Origin of the sequence: Xenorhabdus hominickii (assembly GCF_002632725.1) — a bacterium.
Lineage (GTDB): Bacteria > Pseudomonadota > Gammaproteobacteria > Enterobacterales > Enterobacteriaceae > Xenorhabdus > Xenorhabdus hominickii.
In genome coordinates this window covers 334966-354633 of sequence record NZ_NJAI01000007.1, presented here as the reverse complement: position 1 = coordinate 354633, position 19668 = coordinate 334966, and the positions used below count along the sequence as shown (strand labels likewise).

General features: G+C 41.8%; 15 protein-coding genes. 11 read left to right on the top strand and 4 right to left on the bottom strand.

All coding sequences use genetic code 11. The features are described from left to right. Window positions 1-11 precede the first annotated feature (11 nt). Together tssG and tssH are read left to right on the top strand one after the other, a co-directional pair. Window positions 12-1079 carry a type VI secretion system baseplate subunit TssG gene (gene tssG / locus Xhom_RS20560; RefSeq protein ID WP_198148773.1) on the top strand — a complete coding sequence of 356 codons (1068 nt, stop codon included), beginning with the start codon at window positions 12-14 and terminating at the stop codon, window positions 1077-1079. A 65-nt stretch (window positions 1080-1144) separates the two neighbouring features. After that, window positions 1145-3799, top strand: a complete 2655-nt coding sequence (tssH, locus tag Xhom_RS20555) for a type VI secretion system ATPase TssH (RefSeq protein WP_069315984.1) — start codon at window positions 1145-1147, stop codon at window positions 3797-3799. Window positions 3800-3849: 50 nt separating this feature from the next. On the opposite strand, the gene fadR is transcribed toward tssH, so the two are convergent. After that, window positions 3850-4572, bottom strand: a complete 723-nt coding sequence (fadR, locus tag Xhom_RS20550) for a fatty acid metabolism transcriptional regulator FadR (protein ID WP_069315985.1) — start codon at window positions 4570-4572, stop codon at window positions 3850-3852. A gap of 235 nt (window positions 4573-4807) precedes the next feature. Here fadR and nhaB point away from each other — a divergent pair, with 235 nt between their 5' ends. Then, complete coding sequence (nhaB, locus tag Xhom_RS20545; RefSeq protein WP_069315986.1) at window positions 4808-6352, top strand: sodium/proton antiporter NhaB; 1545 nt, start codon at window positions 4808-4810, stop codon at window positions 6350-6352. 176 nt (window positions 6353-6528) lie between these two features. Next, window positions 6529-7047 (top strand): disulfide bond formation protein DsbB, encoded by a 519-nt coding sequence (gene dsbB, locus Xhom_RS20540; RefSeq protein ID WP_069318434.1) that lies wholly within the window; start codon window positions 6529-6531, stop codon window positions 7045-7047. Between the two features lie 74 nt (window positions 7048-7121). On the opposite strand, the gene ttcA is transcribed toward dsbB, so the two are convergent. The 3 genes from ttcA to Xhom_RS20525 all read right to left on the bottom strand — a co-directional run bounded on the left by ttcA (window position 7122) and on the right by Xhom_RS20525 (window position 11126). Next, on the bottom strand, window positions 7122-8015 hold the full coding sequence (gene ttcA / locus Xhom_RS20535; RefSeq protein WP_069315987.1) for a tRNA 2-thiocytidine(32) synthetase TtcA: 894 nt from the start codon (window positions 8013-8015) through the stop codon (window positions 7122-7124). Window positions 8016-8492: 477 nt separating this feature from the next. Continuing rightward, a complete protein-coding gene (zntB, locus tag Xhom_RS20530; protein WP_069315988.1) occupies window positions 8493-9476 on the bottom strand; it encodes a zinc transporter ZntB in 984 nt (327 codons plus the stop codon). 24 nt (window positions 9477-9500) lie between these two features. After that, complete coding sequence (locus Xhom_RS20525) at window positions 9501-11126, bottom strand: peptide ABC transporter substrate-binding protein (RefSeq protein ID WP_069315989.1); 1626 nt, start codon at window positions 11124-11126, stop codon at window positions 9501-9503. Between the two features lie 309 nt (window positions 11127-11435). Here Xhom_RS20525 and tpx point away from each other — a divergent pair, with 309 nt between their 5' ends. The 7 genes from tpx (at window position 11436) to tssJ (ending at window position 19645) form a co-directional block, all read left to right on the top strand. Further along, the gene (gene tpx, locus Xhom_RS20520) at window positions 11436-11939 is read left to right on the top strand and encodes a thiol peroxidase (RefSeq protein WP_069315990.1); all 504 of its coding nucleotides are present in this window, start codon (window positions 11436-11438) and stop codon (window positions 11937-11939) included. 382 nt (window positions 11940-12321) lie between these two features. Beyond that, entirely contained in the window at window positions 12322-14253 is a 1932-nt protein-coding gene (locus Xhom_RS20515) for a type VI secretion system Vgr family protein (protein WP_069315991.1), read from the top strand. 27 nt (window positions 14254-14280) lie between these two features. Then, a complete protein-coding gene (locus tag Xhom_RS20510) occupies window positions 14281-16851 on the top strand; it encodes a DUF2169 family type VI secretion system accessory protein (RefSeq protein WP_069315992.1) in 2571 nt (856 codons plus the stop codon). Beyond that, window positions 16848-17921: a pentapeptide repeat-containing protein gene (locus Xhom_RS20505; RefSeq protein WP_069315993.1), complete on the top strand. Its 1074-nt coding sequence runs from the start codon at window positions 16848-16850 to the stop codon at window positions 17919-17921. The genes Xhom_RS20510 and Xhom_RS20505 overlap by 4 nt, the downstream gene beginning before the upstream one ends. 14 nt (window positions 17922-17935) lie before the next feature. Continuing rightward, window positions 17936-18553: a DUF3540 domain-containing protein gene (locus Xhom_RS20500; protein WP_069315994.1), complete on the top strand. Its 618-nt coding sequence runs from the start codon at window positions 17936-17938 to the stop codon at window positions 18551-18553. Window positions 18554-18564: 11 nt separating this feature from the next. Next, the gene (locus Xhom_RS20495) at window positions 18565-18969 is read left to right on the top strand and encodes a DUF4150 domain-containing protein (RefSeq protein ID WP_069315995.1); all 405 of its coding nucleotides are present in this window, start codon (window positions 18565-18567) and stop codon (window positions 18967-18969) included. Window positions 18970-19072: 103 nt separating this feature from the next. Further along, on the top strand, window positions 19073-19645 hold the full coding sequence (gene tssJ / locus Xhom_RS20490; protein ID WP_232326303.1) for a type VI secretion system lipoprotein TssJ: 573 nt from the start codon (window positions 19073-19075) through the stop codon (window positions 19643-19645). The last annotated feature ends 23 nt before the right edge of the window (window positions 19646-19668 follow it).

The window sequence follows — 19668 nt, the reverse complement described above, 5'->3', positions numbered from 1 at the left end:
AAAAAATGAGTATGACGCAAAAAATATCTATTTCAGAAAAATCTATTTCAAAAACAGCTATTGCCATCCTTCGTACATGTCGTTTGCCCGATGATTTTTGGCAGAAACTCACGCAAGCACCATGGCAATTCGATTTATTTCAGACCTTACGCCGTATAGATGCCCAATCCGGGGCAGATTATAAGCTTGGCTCTGCCCCATTGCCGAAACACGAACTCTTGCGGCTAGGACAAACACCTTCCCTGATTTTCGCACCATCCACTATTTCTGAATTCAAACAGCGGGAAAATTCAAAACTGTATGACATGTTGATTTATAGTTTTGGTTTGTTCGGCCCCAATGGGCCATTGCCGCTACATATAACCGAATATGCCTATGCACGACAATATAATCATCAAGACCCTACCCTGAGTGCATTTACTAATTTATTTCATCATCGGCTAACACTGTTGTTTTATCGGGCTTGGGCTGATACCAAACCCACCATATCACTCGACCGTCAGGATAACCAACGCTTTTGCCATTATCTCTCCTGTCTGGTCGGCATGGGATTACCTGCCCAACAAAATCCAGACACGATTAGTGACCACGCTCGTTATTCACTCTCTGGCCATTTATCCCGCCAAGGACATAGCGCAGAAGGGTTGGAAAAAATACTGTTTTGTTATTTCAATATCCCGCTAAAAATTATGCAAAATATTTCTCAGTGGCTAAAAATCGAAGTCCGGGATCAGGCGCAATTAAAAGCAGGACGCAATATACCCCGCTTGGGGCAATCTGCCTTTTTGGGCATTGCACTATACGATATTCAACATAAATTTCGCATTGAATTGGGGCCGTTAAGAATAGCTGAATATAAGATGTTCTTACCGGGTAGGTCTAAATCACAACAGTTGCGTGAATGGGTTAGTCAATATTTAGGGATTGAATATGCGTGGGACGTCCGATTAATTCTCCATCAGTCAGATGTAAAAGGAATTCATCTATCAGAACCAACAAAGTTAGGACTAAACAGTTGGCTTGGCAAAATTGAACAACCAAGCCATAGAGGGGATTTAATCTATACCCCAGAGAGTTAGTCTCTTCTTAGACAGCCCACCACAAACACAATCACTGTCAACGAACGTATCGCGGATTATACTCTATGTCAGAAATCAGTCGTTCCGCACTCTTTGGTAAACTCAATCGTATTTTGTTCACCTCGTTGGAAAGTGCCACAACCTTTTGTAAGTTACGCAGTAACCCTTATGTCGAATTAGTTCATTGGCTGCATCAGCTCATGCAGCAGCAAAACAGTGATCTACAGCAAATTATCCGCTATTTTACATTGGACGAATCGACTCTAACTAAAGATATTCTTGCCGCACTAGATTGCCTGCCACGTGGTGCCAGTGCTATCTCAGATCTTTCAGAGCATATTGATAATGCTGTAGAGCGAGCTTGGATATACGGATCACTAAAATTTGGTGTCGATGAAATCCGTAGTGCACATCTAGTGATAGGCATCCTGAAAACCTTCAATTTACGCAATGCGTTCAAATCCATTTCCCCCCAGTTTAACCTCATTAATGCGGATACTCTGCTCGATAATCTCAATGAGATATGCAGCGATAGCGATGAGGCTCAAGTGACAACGTCACAGTCTGCGACAAATTCAGCCCTACAACAATCCGCTTTACATCAGTCCGCCTTACACCAATACGGACAAGAACTGACTGCCCGTGCCCGCAATGGTGAAATTGATTCTGTCTCTGGGCGTGATGAAGAAATTCGTCAAATTGTTGATATTCTCATGCGCCGCCGTCAAAACAATCCATTACTGGCGGGTGAAGCAGGCGTCGGTAAAACTGCAGTCATTGAAGGGCTGGCATTGAGGATTGTGGCCGGAGAGGTTCCCCCACCTTTGCGCAATGTCCGGCTTTGGTTGTTGGACATAGGCATGTTACAGGCCGGTGCAGGCGTCAAAGGTGAATTTGAATCTCGTTTACGCAAAGTGATTGATGAAGTGCAATCCAGCCCAATCCCGATCATTCTGTTCATTGATGAAATCCACACCTTGATTGGCGCCGGTGGACAGCAAGGAACCGGAGATGCTGCTAATCTGTTAAAACCTGCGTTGGCGCGCGGTCAATTACGTACTCTTGGTGCCACTACTTGGTCTGAATACAAGAAGTATATTGAAAAAGATCCTGCCCTAACCCGCCGTTTTCAAGTTGTTCAGGTTCATGAGCCTGATGAAACCAAGGCACTACTCATGCTACGCAGTCTGGTTAATGCACTGGAACACCACCACCATGTGCTTGTGCTGGATGAAGCAGTTGAAGCGGCTGTACGTCTTTCTCATCGCTATATCCCTGCTCGCCAATTACCGGACAAGGCGGTAGCCTTGCTGGATACGGCTTGTGCCAGAGTCGCGGTCAGCCAGCATGCAGAACCACCACAACTGGAAAATTGTCGTCACCACATAGATGCATTAAATATTGAACTGGAGATTAACGAACGGGAATCCAAGGTAGGCATTGGTGATAAACAACGTTCAGAAGCCATTCTCAGCGAAATATCAACGCTGGAAGAACAGAGAATTCAGTTGCAAGAACGTTGGGAACAAGAGCTTTTTTTGATCGATAAAATCATTAAACTGCGAACCCAATTGCACGAAGAGCAATATGATGATGCCGAAGAAACTCACACCGAATTGTCAGAGTTACAACAACAACTGAAAGCCTTACAAGGAGAGGCCCCCCTTATCTTTGCTGCCGTAGACAGCAATGTTGTGTCTTCGGTTGTTTCCGATTGGACGGGCATCCCTCTCAACCGCATGGTAAAAGATGAAATAGATGCAGTGTTACAGTTAGCTGACACACTCAGTCAACGGGTCATCGGTCAGTATCATGGATTAGAATTGATCGCAAAACGGGTACGCACTTCCCGCGCTAAACTGGATGATCCCAATAAGCCCGTCGGGGTTTTCATGTTGTGTGGCCCGTCTGGCGTGGGTAAAACGGAAACTGCTCTCGCTCTCGCAGAGACTCTATATGGCGGGGAGCAAAACCTGATCACTATCAATATGAGTGAATTTCAAGAAGCACACACGGTATCCACCTTGAAAGGCGCGCCACCTGGCTATGTTGGCTATGGTGAAGGAGGAGTACTGACTGAAGCTGTCCGACGCCGTCCCTACAGCGTGGTGTTGTTGGATGAAATAGAAAAAGCCCACTCAGATGTCCATGAAATTTTCTTTCAAGTCTTCGACAAAGGCTGGATGGAAGATGGTGAAGGACGCCATATTGATTTTCGGAATACTATTATCATCCTGACATCCAATGTGGGTGCCGAATTGGTCAGTTCACTCTGTATGCAACAGGGCACTCTCCCTGAGCCTGAAAAACTCAGCAGCGCATTGCGCAAACCATTATTGAATGTGTTTCCTGCGGCCTTGTTAGGGCGATTGCAGATCGTTCCTTACTATCCATTGAGTGATGAAGTGATGACAAATATCGTGCTTCTGCAATTACGGAGAATTCAGAAACGCTTATTAGAGAATCATGATATTACAGCTTCATTCGATGATGACATGGTGCAACATATAGTCAGTAGATGTACAGAACTTGAATCTGGTGGGCGCATGGTCGATGCTATCCTGACAAATACTCTGCTGCCGCAAATCAGCCAACAATTGCTTTTTGCCAGTACCCGTGATGAGCAATACCATCAGCTAAAGGTATCCCTTGCGCAAGGAGAATTCCAATTCGAATTTACAACCAAATTTAATAAACCAGCCAAAAGCGTACTATTTTAAGTGTTACTATCTTAAGTAGTACGCTTTTTTTGAGCGATGATTATATGTTATTAACCAAGACGAGCTTCTGTTAAATCATCGATCATAGTGCTCTGCATACTGTGCCAGATAATTCCACTCTCTTTACCATAATTACGTACACAATCCATGATCTTGTCATAGGATTGTTCCCGACATAGTGAACCCAATTGCTGATAGAAATTCAATGCCAATTTACGTGCTTCAGGACTGGAGAAATAGTAGCGGCCAACGCGGGTATACAACCCTCTTAATCCATTGATAATCAAGCCATAGATTGGGTTTCCTGATGCAAAAGCCAAACCACGGAAAATATCATAATCCACAGAGCTAAAAGACTCGGCTGAATCTTGCACCTTTTCTTTTTCCGCCAGAACTTCCAGTGATTTTTCAGGATTGTGTCTGAAAGCAGTACGAATAAAGATGGCTGCAATATTCGTTCGCACTGCCAATAAGTTATCAATTAACTGGGGAACACGGTCATGATCAAGACGAGCCAGCGTTTCCAGAATATTAAGACCGGATGTTTCCCAGAAGTTATTGACCTTTGTTGGTTTACCATGTTGAATAGTTAACCAGCCATCACGGGCAAGGCGCTGCAACACTTCACGCAAAGTCGTACGGGTGACACCGATCAATTCAGATAATTCACGTTCTGCTGGCAGTATGGAACCGGGTGGAAAGCGATTATTCCAAATACTTTCAATGATATACTCTTCCGCGAAACTCGCAGGACTTTGAGCCTTAATTACCATAATTTTAATTATTCCAAAGCAGTTTTCTTGGCTAATAATAGCTGCTGATCATACCAGAATGTGCTTGTCCGATATAGTTACATGGTAAATAAACCACGAAAGAGTGAAAGGGCTCATAAAAAATGCAATCATTCTCAGATTAATTATGTGCTTACCCTTAAATTACTATCGTGTTGAGCGTACTATGGCTGTCTAGATTTGTTCCACATATCTACAAAGAGGAATATTAATAATAATGGAAATCAGTATCCGACGTGCAGTGGCGAAAAACTTTCTCGGCAATTCGCCGGATTGGTACAAATTGGCTATCATTGTTTTTCTTATCATCAATCCATTGGTCTACTTCTTTGTCAGCCCTTTTGTTGCTGGCTGGATGCTCGTTATTGAGTTTATCTTCACACTGGCAATGGCATTAAAATGTTATCCTTTGCAACCCGGCGGATTACTCGCCATTGAAGCCGCCATTATCGGGATGACTTCACCAAAACAAATAGGCCATGAAATTGCTAACAACTTGGAAGTCATCTTACTTCTGATTTTCATGGTTGCAGGCATTTATTTCATGAAACAGTTGCTGTTGTTTGTTTTCACTAAACTACTGTTAAACATTCGTTCCAAAAAAATGCTGGCTCTGGCGTTCTGTCTGGCAAGTGCTTTTTTATCCGCATTCTTAGATGCCCTGACTGTGATTGCAGTGGTAATCAGTGTTTCGGTAGGATTTTACGCCATCTATCACCAATTCGTTTCTCAGAATGGTAGTTCTGACCTGAATGATGACAAATACATCGATAGTGAAGATAAAAAACAGACACTGGAACAATTTCGGGCATTTTTGCGCAGCTTGATGATGCACGCAGGTGTCGGTACGGCTCTGGGCGGCGTAATGACCATGGTGGGAGAGCCACAAAACCTGATTATTGCTAAGCACGTTGGCTGGGACTTCATCACTTTCTTCATTCGTATGTCACCAGTCACCCTTCCTGTATTTGTTTGCGGCCTGATAGTTTGTTTGCTGGTCGAACATTTTAAACTGTTCGGTTATGGTGCTGAATTGCCTGAGCGTGTTCGTTCTGTTTTGGAAAATTACGCTCAAAAAACCAGTGAAGAACGCACCCGTCAGGAAAAAGCCCAACTTGTTGTTCAGGCATTGATCGGTATTTGGCTGATTGCTGCGTTGGCCTTTCATTTGGCCGAAGTGGGTTTGATTGGCCTATCCGTAATTATTCTGGCCACTGCATTTTGTGGCATCACCGAAGAACATGCATTGGGTAAAGCATTTGAAGAAGCCCTTCCATTCACTGCACTGTTAACCGTATTTTTCTCTGTGGTTGCCGTGATTGTTGACCAACAACTGTTTACGCCATTTATTCAATTCGTTTTGCAATCATCGCCGGCTTCTCAGCTTTCTTTATTCTACCTGTTTAATGGCTTGCTCTCTGCTGTCTCTGATAATGTATTCGTCGGCACAGTGTACATTAATGAAGCAATGACAGCCTTGAAAAGCGGTCTTATTTCACAACAACAGTATGAGTTTTTGGCCGTTGCCATCAACACAGGAACCAACTTGCCATCGGTAGCAACACCAAACGGACAGGCTGCTTTTTTGTTCCTGCTGACATCAGCCCTGTCCCCGCTAATCCGCCTTTCTTATGGCCGGATGGTGATAATGGCATTGCCTTATACCATTGTAATGACACTCGTGGGTTTGTTATGTGTCGAATTTTGGCTTGTGCCAACCACTGAGTTTTTGGTTAAACTCGGTTTAATCGTTCCGTTGTAATTGTTAAAACAACGTTATTGTTGTACCCAGCCGGATAGTATGTACCTATACTATCCGGCATTTTTTTGGCGTTATACTAAAAAATCGCATAGTTTACGTTAATTATATTTTTTTATGGCCGACGAAACGGCACAATAAGCCAATTGTTTATATTGAAAAGATGGGAATAAATGCAAATGTTTCAGTCTATAAAACAGAGTTCTCAAGGGCGAGGTGCATGGTTATTAATGTTATTAACCGCTCTTATCCTAGAAGCAACGGCACTCTATTTTCAACATGTGATGAAGTTACAACCTTGTGTGATGTGCATTTATGAGCGTGTTGCCCTGTTTGGTATTTTAGGAGCTGCACTTCTGGGTACCATTGCGCCTAAAACACCCTTGCGATGGCTGGCGATCCTGCTATGGATTTACAGCGCAGGGAAAGGATTACAACTGGCATGGGATCATACCATGATACAGTTATACCCTTCGCCATTTCAGACCTGTGATTTCTTTGTCCGCTTTCCATCTTGGTTGCCGTTAGATGAATACCTGCCTTCAGTATTCCGGGCGCTTGGTGATTGTTCGATGAAACAATGGTCATTTTTGGCTTTAGACATGCCACAGTGGCTGATTGGCATTTTTGCCGCTTATCTGGTGGTAGGCGTGCTGGTACTGATGAGTCAGGTTTTTCGGATTCGAAATAAGTACTAAAGGCACCCAGAATAAAAACAGCCCTTTTTATTGATTGAGACAATTTTCAGGGCTGTTTGATTTGATCTGTATTTTTAAATGTTTGTAATATCAATAAACATAGATTCATCAATGTTAGTTGATGATACTACTGCTTCAGTAAAGGCATATTCTTCTCTTTGACCCTCACGAGACAGCGGCAAATTGACAAAGTCGAAAAGCGTTGTATCTGCTAATTGGCTTGGACTCACATTCTGAAGGGATTTGAAAATACTGTCCACTCTACCCGGTGATTTTTTATCCCAATCGGCTAACATAGATTTGATCGCCTGCCGCTGTAGATTTTCCTGAGAGCCACATAGATTACAGGGGATGATTGGAAATTCTTTGTATTCCGCGTAATCGATAAGATCTTTTTCTCGGCAATAGGTCAACGGCCTGATGACTACGTTGCGTCCATCATCAGATCGTAATTTTGGCGGCATCGCTTTCATTCGTGCGCCATGGAACATATTAAGAAACAGAGTTTCAACAATGTCATCCAGATGATGTCCAAGCGCAATTTTTGTTGCACCAATTTTTTCAGCAAAAGAATAAAGTGTTCCACGGCGAAGCCTTGAACATAATCCACAGGTGGTTTTACCCTCCGGTACCTTTTCTTTCACCACTGAATACGTGTCTTTGTCGACGATATAGTATGGAATATCGAGGCTTTCAAAATATTGGGGTAAAATGTGCTCAGGAAAACCAGGCTGTTTCTGGTCAAGGTTCACTGCGACGACTTTGAACTGTATTGGCGCAACCTTTTGCAGATTCAATAGGATATCCAACATCGCAAATGAATCTTTACCGCCACTGATACATGCCATTACAACATCATTTTCTTCAATCATATTGTAATCAATAATGGCATTACCAACATTCCTTCTCAGGCGTTTCTGGAGCTTGTTGAATTCAAGTGTCTCTCTTCTCGTATCTTTTTGATTCATCGCGACTTCTCACATTGTCGATTATATCGACGATAGATTTCCTATATGGATTCTTTGCGGGGACAGGATTATACGGATTTTTCTTTTTGTTTGAAACAAGTCTGCAAATAACAGGTTGCAACCCGGTATAGGATGGTGTCCTGAGTGGTTGTTTATACACCGCCGCCCCCCGGATTTGCCTTGGCTGGAGTTGCTGGTAGACGAACCACTATAGCGCAAAAATCGCCCAGCACATTGGACGTCGAAATAAAAAACAGCCGATGCTAATGTTAGCATCGGCATAATCATGGTCAATTATTCTGTATGAAGCTCAATATGAGAAAAACTACAATTATGGAGCACAACGTTCATCGCTCAACGTTGCATTCACCTGCGACAGTTATAGTGCCTCAATTGTAAGGCTTAGTTATTGATATATCTCAAACTCAACGGCACTATTTTGCTATAGCCATTTTTTCTTACAGTAATTTACTTTTCTTACAGCCATTTGGTTCGCCTCAGCCACCACGCGAAAATACCGATCAATATAGATAGCAACAAGCTGAACAAACCGAACCCAAACGAGTATTCATTACCCGGTATTCCCCCCAAATTGACGCCAAATAACCCGGTCAGGAACGAGCTTGGCAAGAATATCATTGCCATCAGAGACATAATATAAGTACGACGATTCATGGCATCAGCCATCATGGACGTAATTTCATCCGCAAGGACTGCGGTGCGGGCGATGCAGCCATCAAGATCATCCAACCCTCTCCCCAAACGATCAGCAATTTCCTGCATTAAACGACGCTCTTCATCGCTCATCCAGGGTAACCGTTCACTAGCCAGCCGGATGAAAACATCACGCTGTGGTGACATGTACCGACGCAGGACAATTAACTGTTTACGCAGCAATACCAGTTCCCCACGACCGGGAACTTTCTGCTCCAAAATATCGTCCTCAAGTTCAATCAAGTTATCATGCAACTCTTCAATAAAGTCATTCACTTCATCAGTAATGGCATCCGCTATTTCAGTCAGCCAATGGCCGGTGCTTTTAGCACCAATGCCGTTATGTAAATCTGCCTGAACTTGGTCGATAGAATGAATTTTCCGGTGGCGACTGGAGATAATGATTTTGTCATTAATATAGATGCGGAACGAAACCAAGTGATCAGGGCGTGCATTGTCATTACGGTTCACTGACCTTAAGGTAATCAAAGTGCTTTCACCGGTACGCAATACCTTTGGACGAATACTTTCCCCCAATAACCCCTCCTTTATAGGAGATGATAATAAAGGGGTATTCATTATCCATTGATAGCTGTCCTGATTTTTATAATCAAGATGTTGCCAAAATGGCTGCTTTATTGTGGCCGATGAATCGTCTTCAAATACCGTAAGACCGCCCTCACCATTCAACTGGCAGGCATAAATTGCATTTGAGCCTTTAAATACCGCGCCATAGATCGTTTCCACATCCACTCCTTTTTTGTACTTGGTTTAATGCTTCTTGATGATATACATGGTATGGCTATAGGCAACATCTTCAGGATTGGTGATCGGGTATCCTTTTAGCCACGGTTTAATCAATCGGCCATTGGTATATTGATAAATCGGGACAATCGGTGCTTGCTCAGCAATCATTTTTTCTGCCTGATTGTAATCGCGATTTCTGGCTACCTCATCAGTTTCAAGACTGGCAGATTTGAGTAGCGCGTCATAGTCAGTATTGTAGAATTTCGCAATATTGCCGCTGTGTGTAGAGGCCAAAAGGGACAGAAAACTTGATGGTTCGTTATAGTCTCCCGTCCAAGATGCTCTCACTACATCGAAATTACCGGTATTACGGTTATCAACGTAAGTTTTCCATTCCTGATTGACTAATTTGACTTCCACGCCCAATTTCTTTTTCCACTCTGAGCTGATGGCAATGGCTATTCTCTGATTGTTTTCCAAGCTATTATAAAGAAAAGATATTTTAAGCGGATGTCTCGGTCCATATCCGGCTTCTTTCAATAGTGCTCTCGCTTGATCATCCAACTCTTGTTGAGTCAGGGTTTCCTGTCTGCTTCTCTCCGGTTGGAATCCTGCTGTCACATCAGGAGTAAAATGCCATGCAGGTTTTTCTCCTGTTCCGACTATTTTTTCCGCAATCAATCTCTTATCTATCGTCATAGAAAGCGCTTGTCTAATCCGAATATCATTCGTGGGTGCCCGCTGTGTATTGAAAGCATAGTAGTATGTTCCTAATTGATCCGGTGTGAAGACTTGCCCCGGCAGATCCCGCAACAATTTCTGGTACATGTTTTTAGGGAAAGATTCCGTAATATCCACATCTCCGGCTAAGTAACGCTTGGTTGCATGAGACTCCTGATTAATGGGCATAAAGGTCACTTTTTTCAGTACCGTATTTTTGTGATCCCAATAATACGGATTTGGCGTCAGGATAATCTTTTCGTTCACCACGCGCCCCGAGAGCATAAATGCCCCATTACCAATCAAATACCCCACTCGGGTCCACTCGTTACCGTATTTTTCAACACTCATTTTGTTGACCGGATAAAGGCTAAAGTTGGTTGTCATACTGGGGAAATAAGGGACAGGCCGATTCAGGGTCACTTTCAATGTATAAGGATCGATGGCTTTCACACCCAATTCTTCTGGTGGTAATTTTCCATCAATAATTTCCTGGGCATTCTGAATGCCTGATAAAGCCGCAAACCACGAAAAAGAGGAAGCATTTGCAGGATTAACTAATCTCTGCCAGCTATAAACAAAATCAGATGCTGTGACGCTGTCACCATTAGACCAACGAGCATCCTGACGTAGTGTAAAAATCCATGTTTTGTTATCTGTCGTCTTCCAATCAATAGCAACCCCCGGAGTGGCCTGACCGTGGGCATCTTGATTAACCAAACCCTCAAACAAATCACGCAGTACTTGTGCCTCTGTTAAACCGAAAGATTTTATCGGGTCTAGTGATGCAGGTTCATCTTTCAACTGGCGAACCAATTCCTGATGGGGATCGAGTTGAGTTTCAACAGGAACATGAGCGGCGGAAGCGGAAAAAGAAAGAGAAAGTCCGGTCATCAACAGTACAGAGGGAAGTAGCGTAAAACTATGCATAAATTTTGCCTTATCAGTCTAATTATTATCTTAAAAATAAATTATATACCCAATAGATTCCAAGTTGCAGTGCGGTAGCTAGAGAGCGAACCCTCAGTCACATAACTGACGATATAACTGAAACTAACTATATAACTAAAATGAGTGAGTACAGCTAACACAGCGATAATTGGAAAAATGAAGGATATAAGACATTGTTTAATAAAGTAAGTTAGAGTATTTAATTAATATTACATCTATTTTTGTGGGCAAGATCGCACTATTCCTTTACACTGACAGCGCAGCTTTACTTTATAGAAGGATAAAATCATGACACAAACAGTCAAGTTTCAAGGTAGCGATATCACCGTCAACGGCGATTTTCCACAAGCAGGCCAGACAGCAAAAGAGTTCACGCTAGTCGCTAAAGATCTCGCTGATGTAACACTGAGCCAATACGTAGGGAAACGTAAAATACTGAATATCTTTCCAAGCATTGATACCGGTGTTTGTGCCACATCTGTCCGTACATTCAATCAACTCGCCAGTGAGCTGAACAACACCGTTGTATTGTGTATTTCAGCAGATTTGCCTTTTGCACAGTCTCGTTTCTGTGGTTCTGAAGGGTTGTCTAATGTTGTGACTCTTTCTACGCTCCGTGGTGGAGAATTTCATAAAGATTATGGCGTAGCAATAAACGAAGGCCCATTGGGTGGATTGACCGCACGCGCTGTTGTTATTCTGGACGAAAATAACCACGTTGTTTATAGCCAGCTGGTCGATGAAATCACCAATGAACCTGACTATGACAGTGCTTTATCTGCACTCAAATAATTTTTTAAAATTAAAAAGATAATACTGTTTTTGCTTTTCTATCCAGCAAACTAATTGTTTTATAAAATTATTTTCTGGCGACAATGAGTTAATCTTTGTCGTCAGATCCTGCTTCTTCCCTCCTCATCCCAAAATTCATCCCTATTAATTTGATCTCTTTAAATATTTAACAATTACTGCTTTAAGCATTTTTGTGACATGGATTTTGTTTTCACAAAAAAAATATCACTTATTTTATAATTAGAATGTAGGATAATTGCACTTATAAATATTTTAATGCGATTAATAACTATAGTCATCAAATGACTCCATTAAGAGACTTAGTAGCTGGCCCTTCTTTGGTAAGGTTCGTGCGGTAGCTTTCAATAAAAAGGAGCTCCAAATGGAAAGAACCATTATTGCACATTCTTCATTAGGCGATGATGCTCTGCTTTTTAAGTCATTAAAAGGAGAGGAAAAACTCTCAACCATTTATAGTTTTGAAGTCGAACTTTTCAGTAAAAAGAAAGATATTGATGTCAAAGAATTAAGAAACAAACTGATATCAATCGAGATAAAAAATTCAATAAATACAGCGGAAGAACCACGTTATCTCAGTGGACTTATTCGTGAAGCGATCATTTGTGATTATTATGATACTTATTTCTATTTGTATAAAGTTATCATTCAGCCAGCTTTATACATTCTAACCCTCAACAAAGATTTCAAAATCTGGCAAAAAAAAACGGTTCCAGAAATTATTAAAGATGTTCTGGATAAACATAAAGTAAAGTTTAAGAATGAACTAAACTCAAAATATCAGCCATTAGAATACTGCACACAATATAAAGAAACTGACTTCGATTTTTTGAGTCGCATTATGGAACGTGAAGGAATTTATTACTATTTTCAACATAGTAATAGTGATCATATACTTATATTAGCTGATTCTCCTCAATCCCATTCTGCTCTGCCCGAATATGAGACCTTTGAATATTATCCAAATCATTTTCCGCCATTGATTAAAAACAAAAATTATCTATTTGATTGGACGGTAAGTTATTCAATTACACCAAAACTCTATACAATGAATGACTATGATTTTCTTAAACCTAATGCACAATTAAAAGAAACACAGCAAAATCCAGACCCTACTGTACCTAAAACAGAATTATTTGAATGGCCCGGAAATTATACCGAAAATACTCAAGGGCAATTTTATGTTCGGGTACTACAGCAATCTTCTACCGCGCAAGGTCATTATATAAAAGCAAAAACCGGAGGATCCGGCATTGCTCCAGGCTACACCTTTACCTTATCAAAAGCATTACGGGATAAAGATAACGGTGAATATCTTATTGTCAGCGCGAATTATGAATTCCACGAATCTGCTTATGTCTCGGGGAGGACGTCTTCCCCTGACGAAAAAAGAAGAACCATTAAATTTACAGCTATCCCATCCAAAGTGAACTGGCGAGCACCTCGCATAACACCGTGGCCAATTGCAGGAACTGAACGGGCTACCGTTGTCGGGGCAAGCGGAAAAACCATCTGGACAGACGAACATGGTCGGGTAAAACTCAAATTTCACTGGGATCGAAGCGATACAAAAGACGATAAAAGTTCCTGCTGGGTAAGAGTATCTAATAATTGGTCTGGCGCTAAATTTGGGGCTATACAAGTTCCACGAATTGGAGAAGAAGTTATCGTTAGTTTTATCAATAACAACCCAGATGAACCGCTCGTTGTGGGACGTAATTTTAACAAAAATAATATGCCCCCCTGGGGATTGCCTGAAGAAGCGACCAAAACGGGTATCATGTCACGCAGTATCGAGGGAGGAAAAGATAATGCCAGCTACTTGTTTATGGATGATGCCCAAGGCAAAGAGTCCTTTGAAATACATGCAGAAAAAGACATGAAGATCTCAGTGGAGAATGATCAAACAGTAAAAATTGAAGGTTCACGTACTACAGAAATAGATAAAAAACAGCAGGATACAGTAGCTCAGGACGCCACATTCCTCTACAAGGCAAAACGTGAAACAACCGTAGAAGGCGAAGAAACAGCCACATTCAAGAATAAACAGAAAACGACTGTTAGCAATGGTAAAGAACTCTCAGTCACTGGCGGATATAAAGCAAGTATCATTGGCAATAAATCAGAAAAGGTCAGTGGAAGTTATAAGTTGAACATTACTGGCAATAAAAATGAATCAATCACAGGAATGGCCGAAATCAGCGCCAATAAATTAACCCTAAAATCCACCACTACCTTAGATACTAAAGGCACGCTGATGGTTACCATATCTGCCCCACTTATCCAGTTGGGTTAACCAAGAAGATTTAATTAGGGCTTTTCAATGAAAATCATTAAACCTCTGCGCTTAAGTATGCTTCATCGCCCTTATCGTTGGCAGCAAAAGAATTATCTTGGGGTATCCATTATGGCATTAGCCGATATGAGTGCATCCCCCCGCCTGCGACCAGAGCCAGAGCTCTGGCAGCTTGCAGAGACTGAATTGAAAACCTGTAATGGCATCATCGATCTTGGATTACCCAAATCCTGCGCTGAATTTCTCGCTACGGGTTATGTCTATACCCATCATCAGACAGATAAAACCACCTGTTCGGCACGAATTCAGGTGGGACAATTGGATAAAACATTAATTGCTTTCGGTGATCGCCATTGGATTGATGATACCCCCTCCAAGCCACAAGAATTTGAACAAATGCGATTGGATTGGAGCCGTGCATTCGGCGGGCAAAACTATGATGAGAATCCGCACGGAATCGGTTTCACGCCAGAGATACAAGAGAATGGCATGGCGATCCACCGCTTACCTAATATTGAAACTTTACATAGGCGACTATTATCGCCACGGGATACGCCCAATCCTGCAAATTTTTGTCCATTGGATTTCATGTGGCCTCGCCGTTTTACTCGCATAGGTAAAAAATACGATAAGGCGTGGCTAGTAAACGAATTTCCCGGTTTTTCCCAAGATATCGACTGGCGACTCTTTAATGCTGCCCCTCGCGACCAATGGTGGGAACAATATAAGGCACTGCCAGAAAAAGCAACATGGCGTATCTGGAATATGCATCCTGAAAAACCCGTGCAAGAAGGCATTCTACCAGCATGGCAAGCCCGTTGTTTTATCAAACGATTACGTATTGATGAGAACGTTTTCGAAGAGATAATGATGCGCAATACAACCGTCTGGTTCTTTCCCCACTTGGAACAAATACTCCTGATCTGGCACGGTTGTGCGCAAATTAATGAAGATGATGCCAGCGATGTTTTGCAAATGCTCTCCGCAATGGAGCTGATTAGTGTTCCACGTACTGAAAATCATTATCTTCAGATACTCAACCAGCGTATGGATAAAGAAAAAGGCGCATTGTACGCCTTTCGGGAAAAGGATCTGATCTCAGAAGAGATTATTGGCCCGTGGGTGGATACAGAACAACCAGAAAATGGCAGTTTCTTGAGTGAAAATTTGCAAAATCGTGAAAAACGACTGCGGGAGCAACAACGGGAGCGCATGGAAAAATATGGAAGAGATATTAGCATGTTAATTCCTCTCACGACTCAGTCGCCTTCTAATCCGAAACCGGATGAATTGCCAGAATTTGTGAGCAAAATAGAACAGGATGCGACCCAAAGATACGTTGAAACCAAGCAACAACAAGCAAAAATCCAGGCAAGAGCCAAAGCGCAAGGCATTAACGTCGAACAAACAGCGGCAGAAAATAAGTTCAAAGAATCCCAAAATTTCCACCAGATACGGGATATATTGCACCAGCAGCAACAACAAATGGGCATAAGCGATGAAAAGCTGGCACAAATTGAGCAATCGCTGCACAAAATGTATCTCGCCTCTGCACAGTCACAAGGCCCTGCCCTGCGTTTAACGGGCAATCTGTCGCAGATAGTTCGCAAGCAGGCACAACGGATTATGCAGAAAGGCGGTGATTTCCGTGGTATAGATTTTACGGGAACCGATTTCTCCGGCATGGATTTGCGAGGAGCCAACTTTTCTCAGGCCTTACTGGAAAGCGCCTGTTTCAATGACGCTCAACTAGATGGTGCAGATTTCAGCGAAGCAATACTGGCCAGAGCCGAAATCTGTCATGCCTCTCTGCATGGTGTAAAACTCGATAATGCCAGTCTGGCGCAAGCGAAGTGTGAACAAAGCGATTTTTCTGCTACAAGTTTTAAAGAAACTCAATTGCAGGAAACATTGTTTGATCATTGTCGATTTAACAATGCCAACTTCACGGATTTATTTCTGCAAGAAACATTTATCACGCACTGCCGCTTTCAACATTCAAGATGGCAAGACTGTACCTTTTTGGAAATGATATTGCCTTCTCTGAAATTCAATTATGCAATTTTAAATAAAGTTTCCTTTATCAAATGCCAACTAGAGCAAGCTGTTTTTGATAATGCAACGCTTGATGGTTGTTCATGGGTCGAAACTGTCGCAAAAGCCATTAGTTTTCGTTCTGCCAAGCTACTGGCCTGTGTATTTACCATGGGAAGTGATCTTAATCAGGCTGATTTTAGCTGTGCCACATTGATAGAATGCAACTTACGCCAGACACCACTGATTCAATCTATCTTTCAGGCTGCAACGCTAAATAATAGCGATTTAAGCGAAGCGAATTGTCAATTGGCCAATATGCAATATTTGAATACCACCAAAAGCATATTCACCAGAACAGACTTTCGGGAAGCACAGTTGAATAATGCTAATCTGCTAGGGGCGTTTATGCAAAAATGCAGCTTTGACGGGGCTGATTTACGGGAAGCCAATTTGTTTCGCGCCGATATGTCCCAGTCAACCATTGATGATGCCACCATGATCGATAGTGCCTATACGCACAGTACGAAAACGTTACCTAAACGCGATCAGGAAGTGATATGAGGACACTCACGACTGATGAACTTATTACTAAAATCCAGCAAGGTGATGTCATTGAACAGGTTGATTTACATGGGGTATCACTGGTTGGACAAAATTTGTCTGGAGTAAGATTCAGGGAAGTTGATTTTTCAAAAGCCGATTTTTCCCATTCCATTCTAAAAGAAGCAACCTTTACTGAGTGCCTGCTCGAAGAAAGCCTTTTTCACTCAGTGAAATGTGAACAAATTCTATTTGAACAGTGCAACATGGTTCGCGCCCTATTCAATAAAAGCACGCTTAACGATAGCATATTCAGTCAATGTGTCTTGAAAAAAACCCAATTTAAAATAACAAAACAAAATAGTATCGAATTTTTATCCTGTAACCTGCAATACGCTAATTTTATTAATAATGAACTTGAGCGATTAACCTTTATCAACTCGTTACTGGATAATGTAACACTACATAATAATCATTTTTTTCTGGTCACTTTTTTTCGCCAAGACTTACGGAAAGTAGATTGTTATGCCAACGAGTTCATTAAGACAGTTTTTTTTGAATGTGACCAACGCGGTCAAAATTACCAAAAGCAACAATTTCAGGCATGCCTGTTCACAGATAATCAACTCGAAGCCGTCAATTTTAACCATGCCAAATTAACAAATTGCAACTTCAAGGGAGCTGAATTACAAAACGCGCAGTTATCGAATGTTGATGCTACTCAGGCATTATTTATCAACGCCAATTTAACGCAGGCATGTTGTCATAATAGTTTATTTAATCAGGTAATTTTTATTGGAGCTTGTCTTGAACAGGCAGATTTCCAGCATAGCCAACTACAACAAGCCATCATGCATAAAGTTCGTGCAGTAAGTGTACGATTTGCTGAGTGTGACATGACCTATGCTGACCTTTCTTATTCCAATATCAACAAAAGTGATTTTCGCACAGCGCGGTTTATGCGAACCCTTTTTCATCGTACTCAACAAGTTGGAACGTTATTCTCTGACCATCAGGGCATGTTGGAAAATGATCCTGAGTTATTCGCTGCTGAAGAGTGGAGTACACAACAACGCCAACGTAAGCTTTAATCTGGAGAATCAATATGACGGAATCTACCTATGCTCTTTCTTCATATGCTCTTACCCCGGAACCACTACAACAAATTTCAGGTCAAGTCATTAATATTCTTCAGGATGGCAGTTTAATAGTCAAAAGTGAAAAGCGGGGTTGGCATTGCCGACAGGCGGCCAGTTGTCTGCTGAAACCTGAAATGGGAGACACGGTATTGCTCACAAATGTCGATGAACAGATCTGGATATTGGCTATCTTAGAGCGAGCAGAACAACAAAACCCGGCAGAAATTAATGTACCCGGTGATTTGTCCATTACTTCTCAGGGTAATTTGAATCTGAACAGCAACGGGCTTAATATCACAGCCGACAATGGAAGTTGCCATATCAATGAAATGCAATATAGCGGAGAATCCCTATCCGCTTGGGTTTCCATTACTCGGATCGTCGGCAACCAATTTGAATCTGTTTGGCAAACCGTCACACAATTGAGTAATCGCTTATTTCGCTATACAACACAAACAGAGCAAGTTCACGCAGGGCAATTAGATATGCAAGCTGAAAGCTATGTGCGGCTACATGCCCAAAATACCGTAGTTTCCGCCAAAGCTATCACCAAAATAGATGCCAAACAGATCCACATCGGATAGAGGAAAACAGTATGTTCGCCAATACCCAAACAAATGGTATGGATATAGCTTTTCCAGATGTCTGTTTGACTCCGAACCCTCTGGTAGGCATCCCAACGCCCATGGTTTATCCCAATACGGCGCAAGGTTCTTGTGGTATCTGCACTAGTACCATTAACATTCTCTTTGTGGGCAGTCCAGCTCATAACATTTCGACAATGGTTGCCATGACGAATGGTGATAACCCAGGTATCAATTTTGGCATAGCTTCAGGTACTGTAATGGGGGCATCACGTCATACACTTGGTGCCAATAGTGTTCTGATTAAAGGTTCTCCAGCAACCCATATGTCAAGTCTTACTATGCAGAACTCAACCAATGCCATAGGGTTACGCATCAAACCCAGCCAAACGAAAGTGGATATTTCCGGAGCCTGAACCGCCTTGGCACCTTGATATATTTATCAACAGAATAAAAATTTGTTCATTGCAATCTAACGGAAGATGGGAGAAATCATGGTTAATTAAGGAGAAACCACCCATGAAAACCCGCCTTTCAACGAAAATAAAAATGAGAAGGATAGTTTCGATAAACGGATTAAATTTAATCATCAAATGGCTTAGCGTGATATTACTGTTTCTCTCCTTGGGAATATTCACGGGATGTTCATTTTCGCCAGAGCCAATAGAAAGAAAATCACTATCTTATAAATTGATTTTTAATGCGTTAAATAACGTGAATGACGCCGCACCACTGAAATTACACATTGTTTTTCTGACATCAAATACAGAATTCATGTCTGCTGATTTTTTTTCATTACAAGATAATGAACAGACAACTTTGGGCAATAAACTAGTTAATGACTATCCATTTTTTTTATTCCCTTACCAAAACAAATATTTTTTCGGGGAAAAGGCACCTCCAGAAACCCGTTATATTGGTATTTTTGCTGAATATAAACAACTTAATGGGAAGAAATGGCGCATCTCAATGCCAGTCTCCTTGCCTGAGCCACCTGCTTTTTACGCGTTTTGGGCCTCATCTCCAGATGAGTTAAATATATGCATTCAAATCACCGCCAATGGTTTAAATTTCATCAATAAATGTAACTAGAGTTATGCCGTAAAATAAGGGAT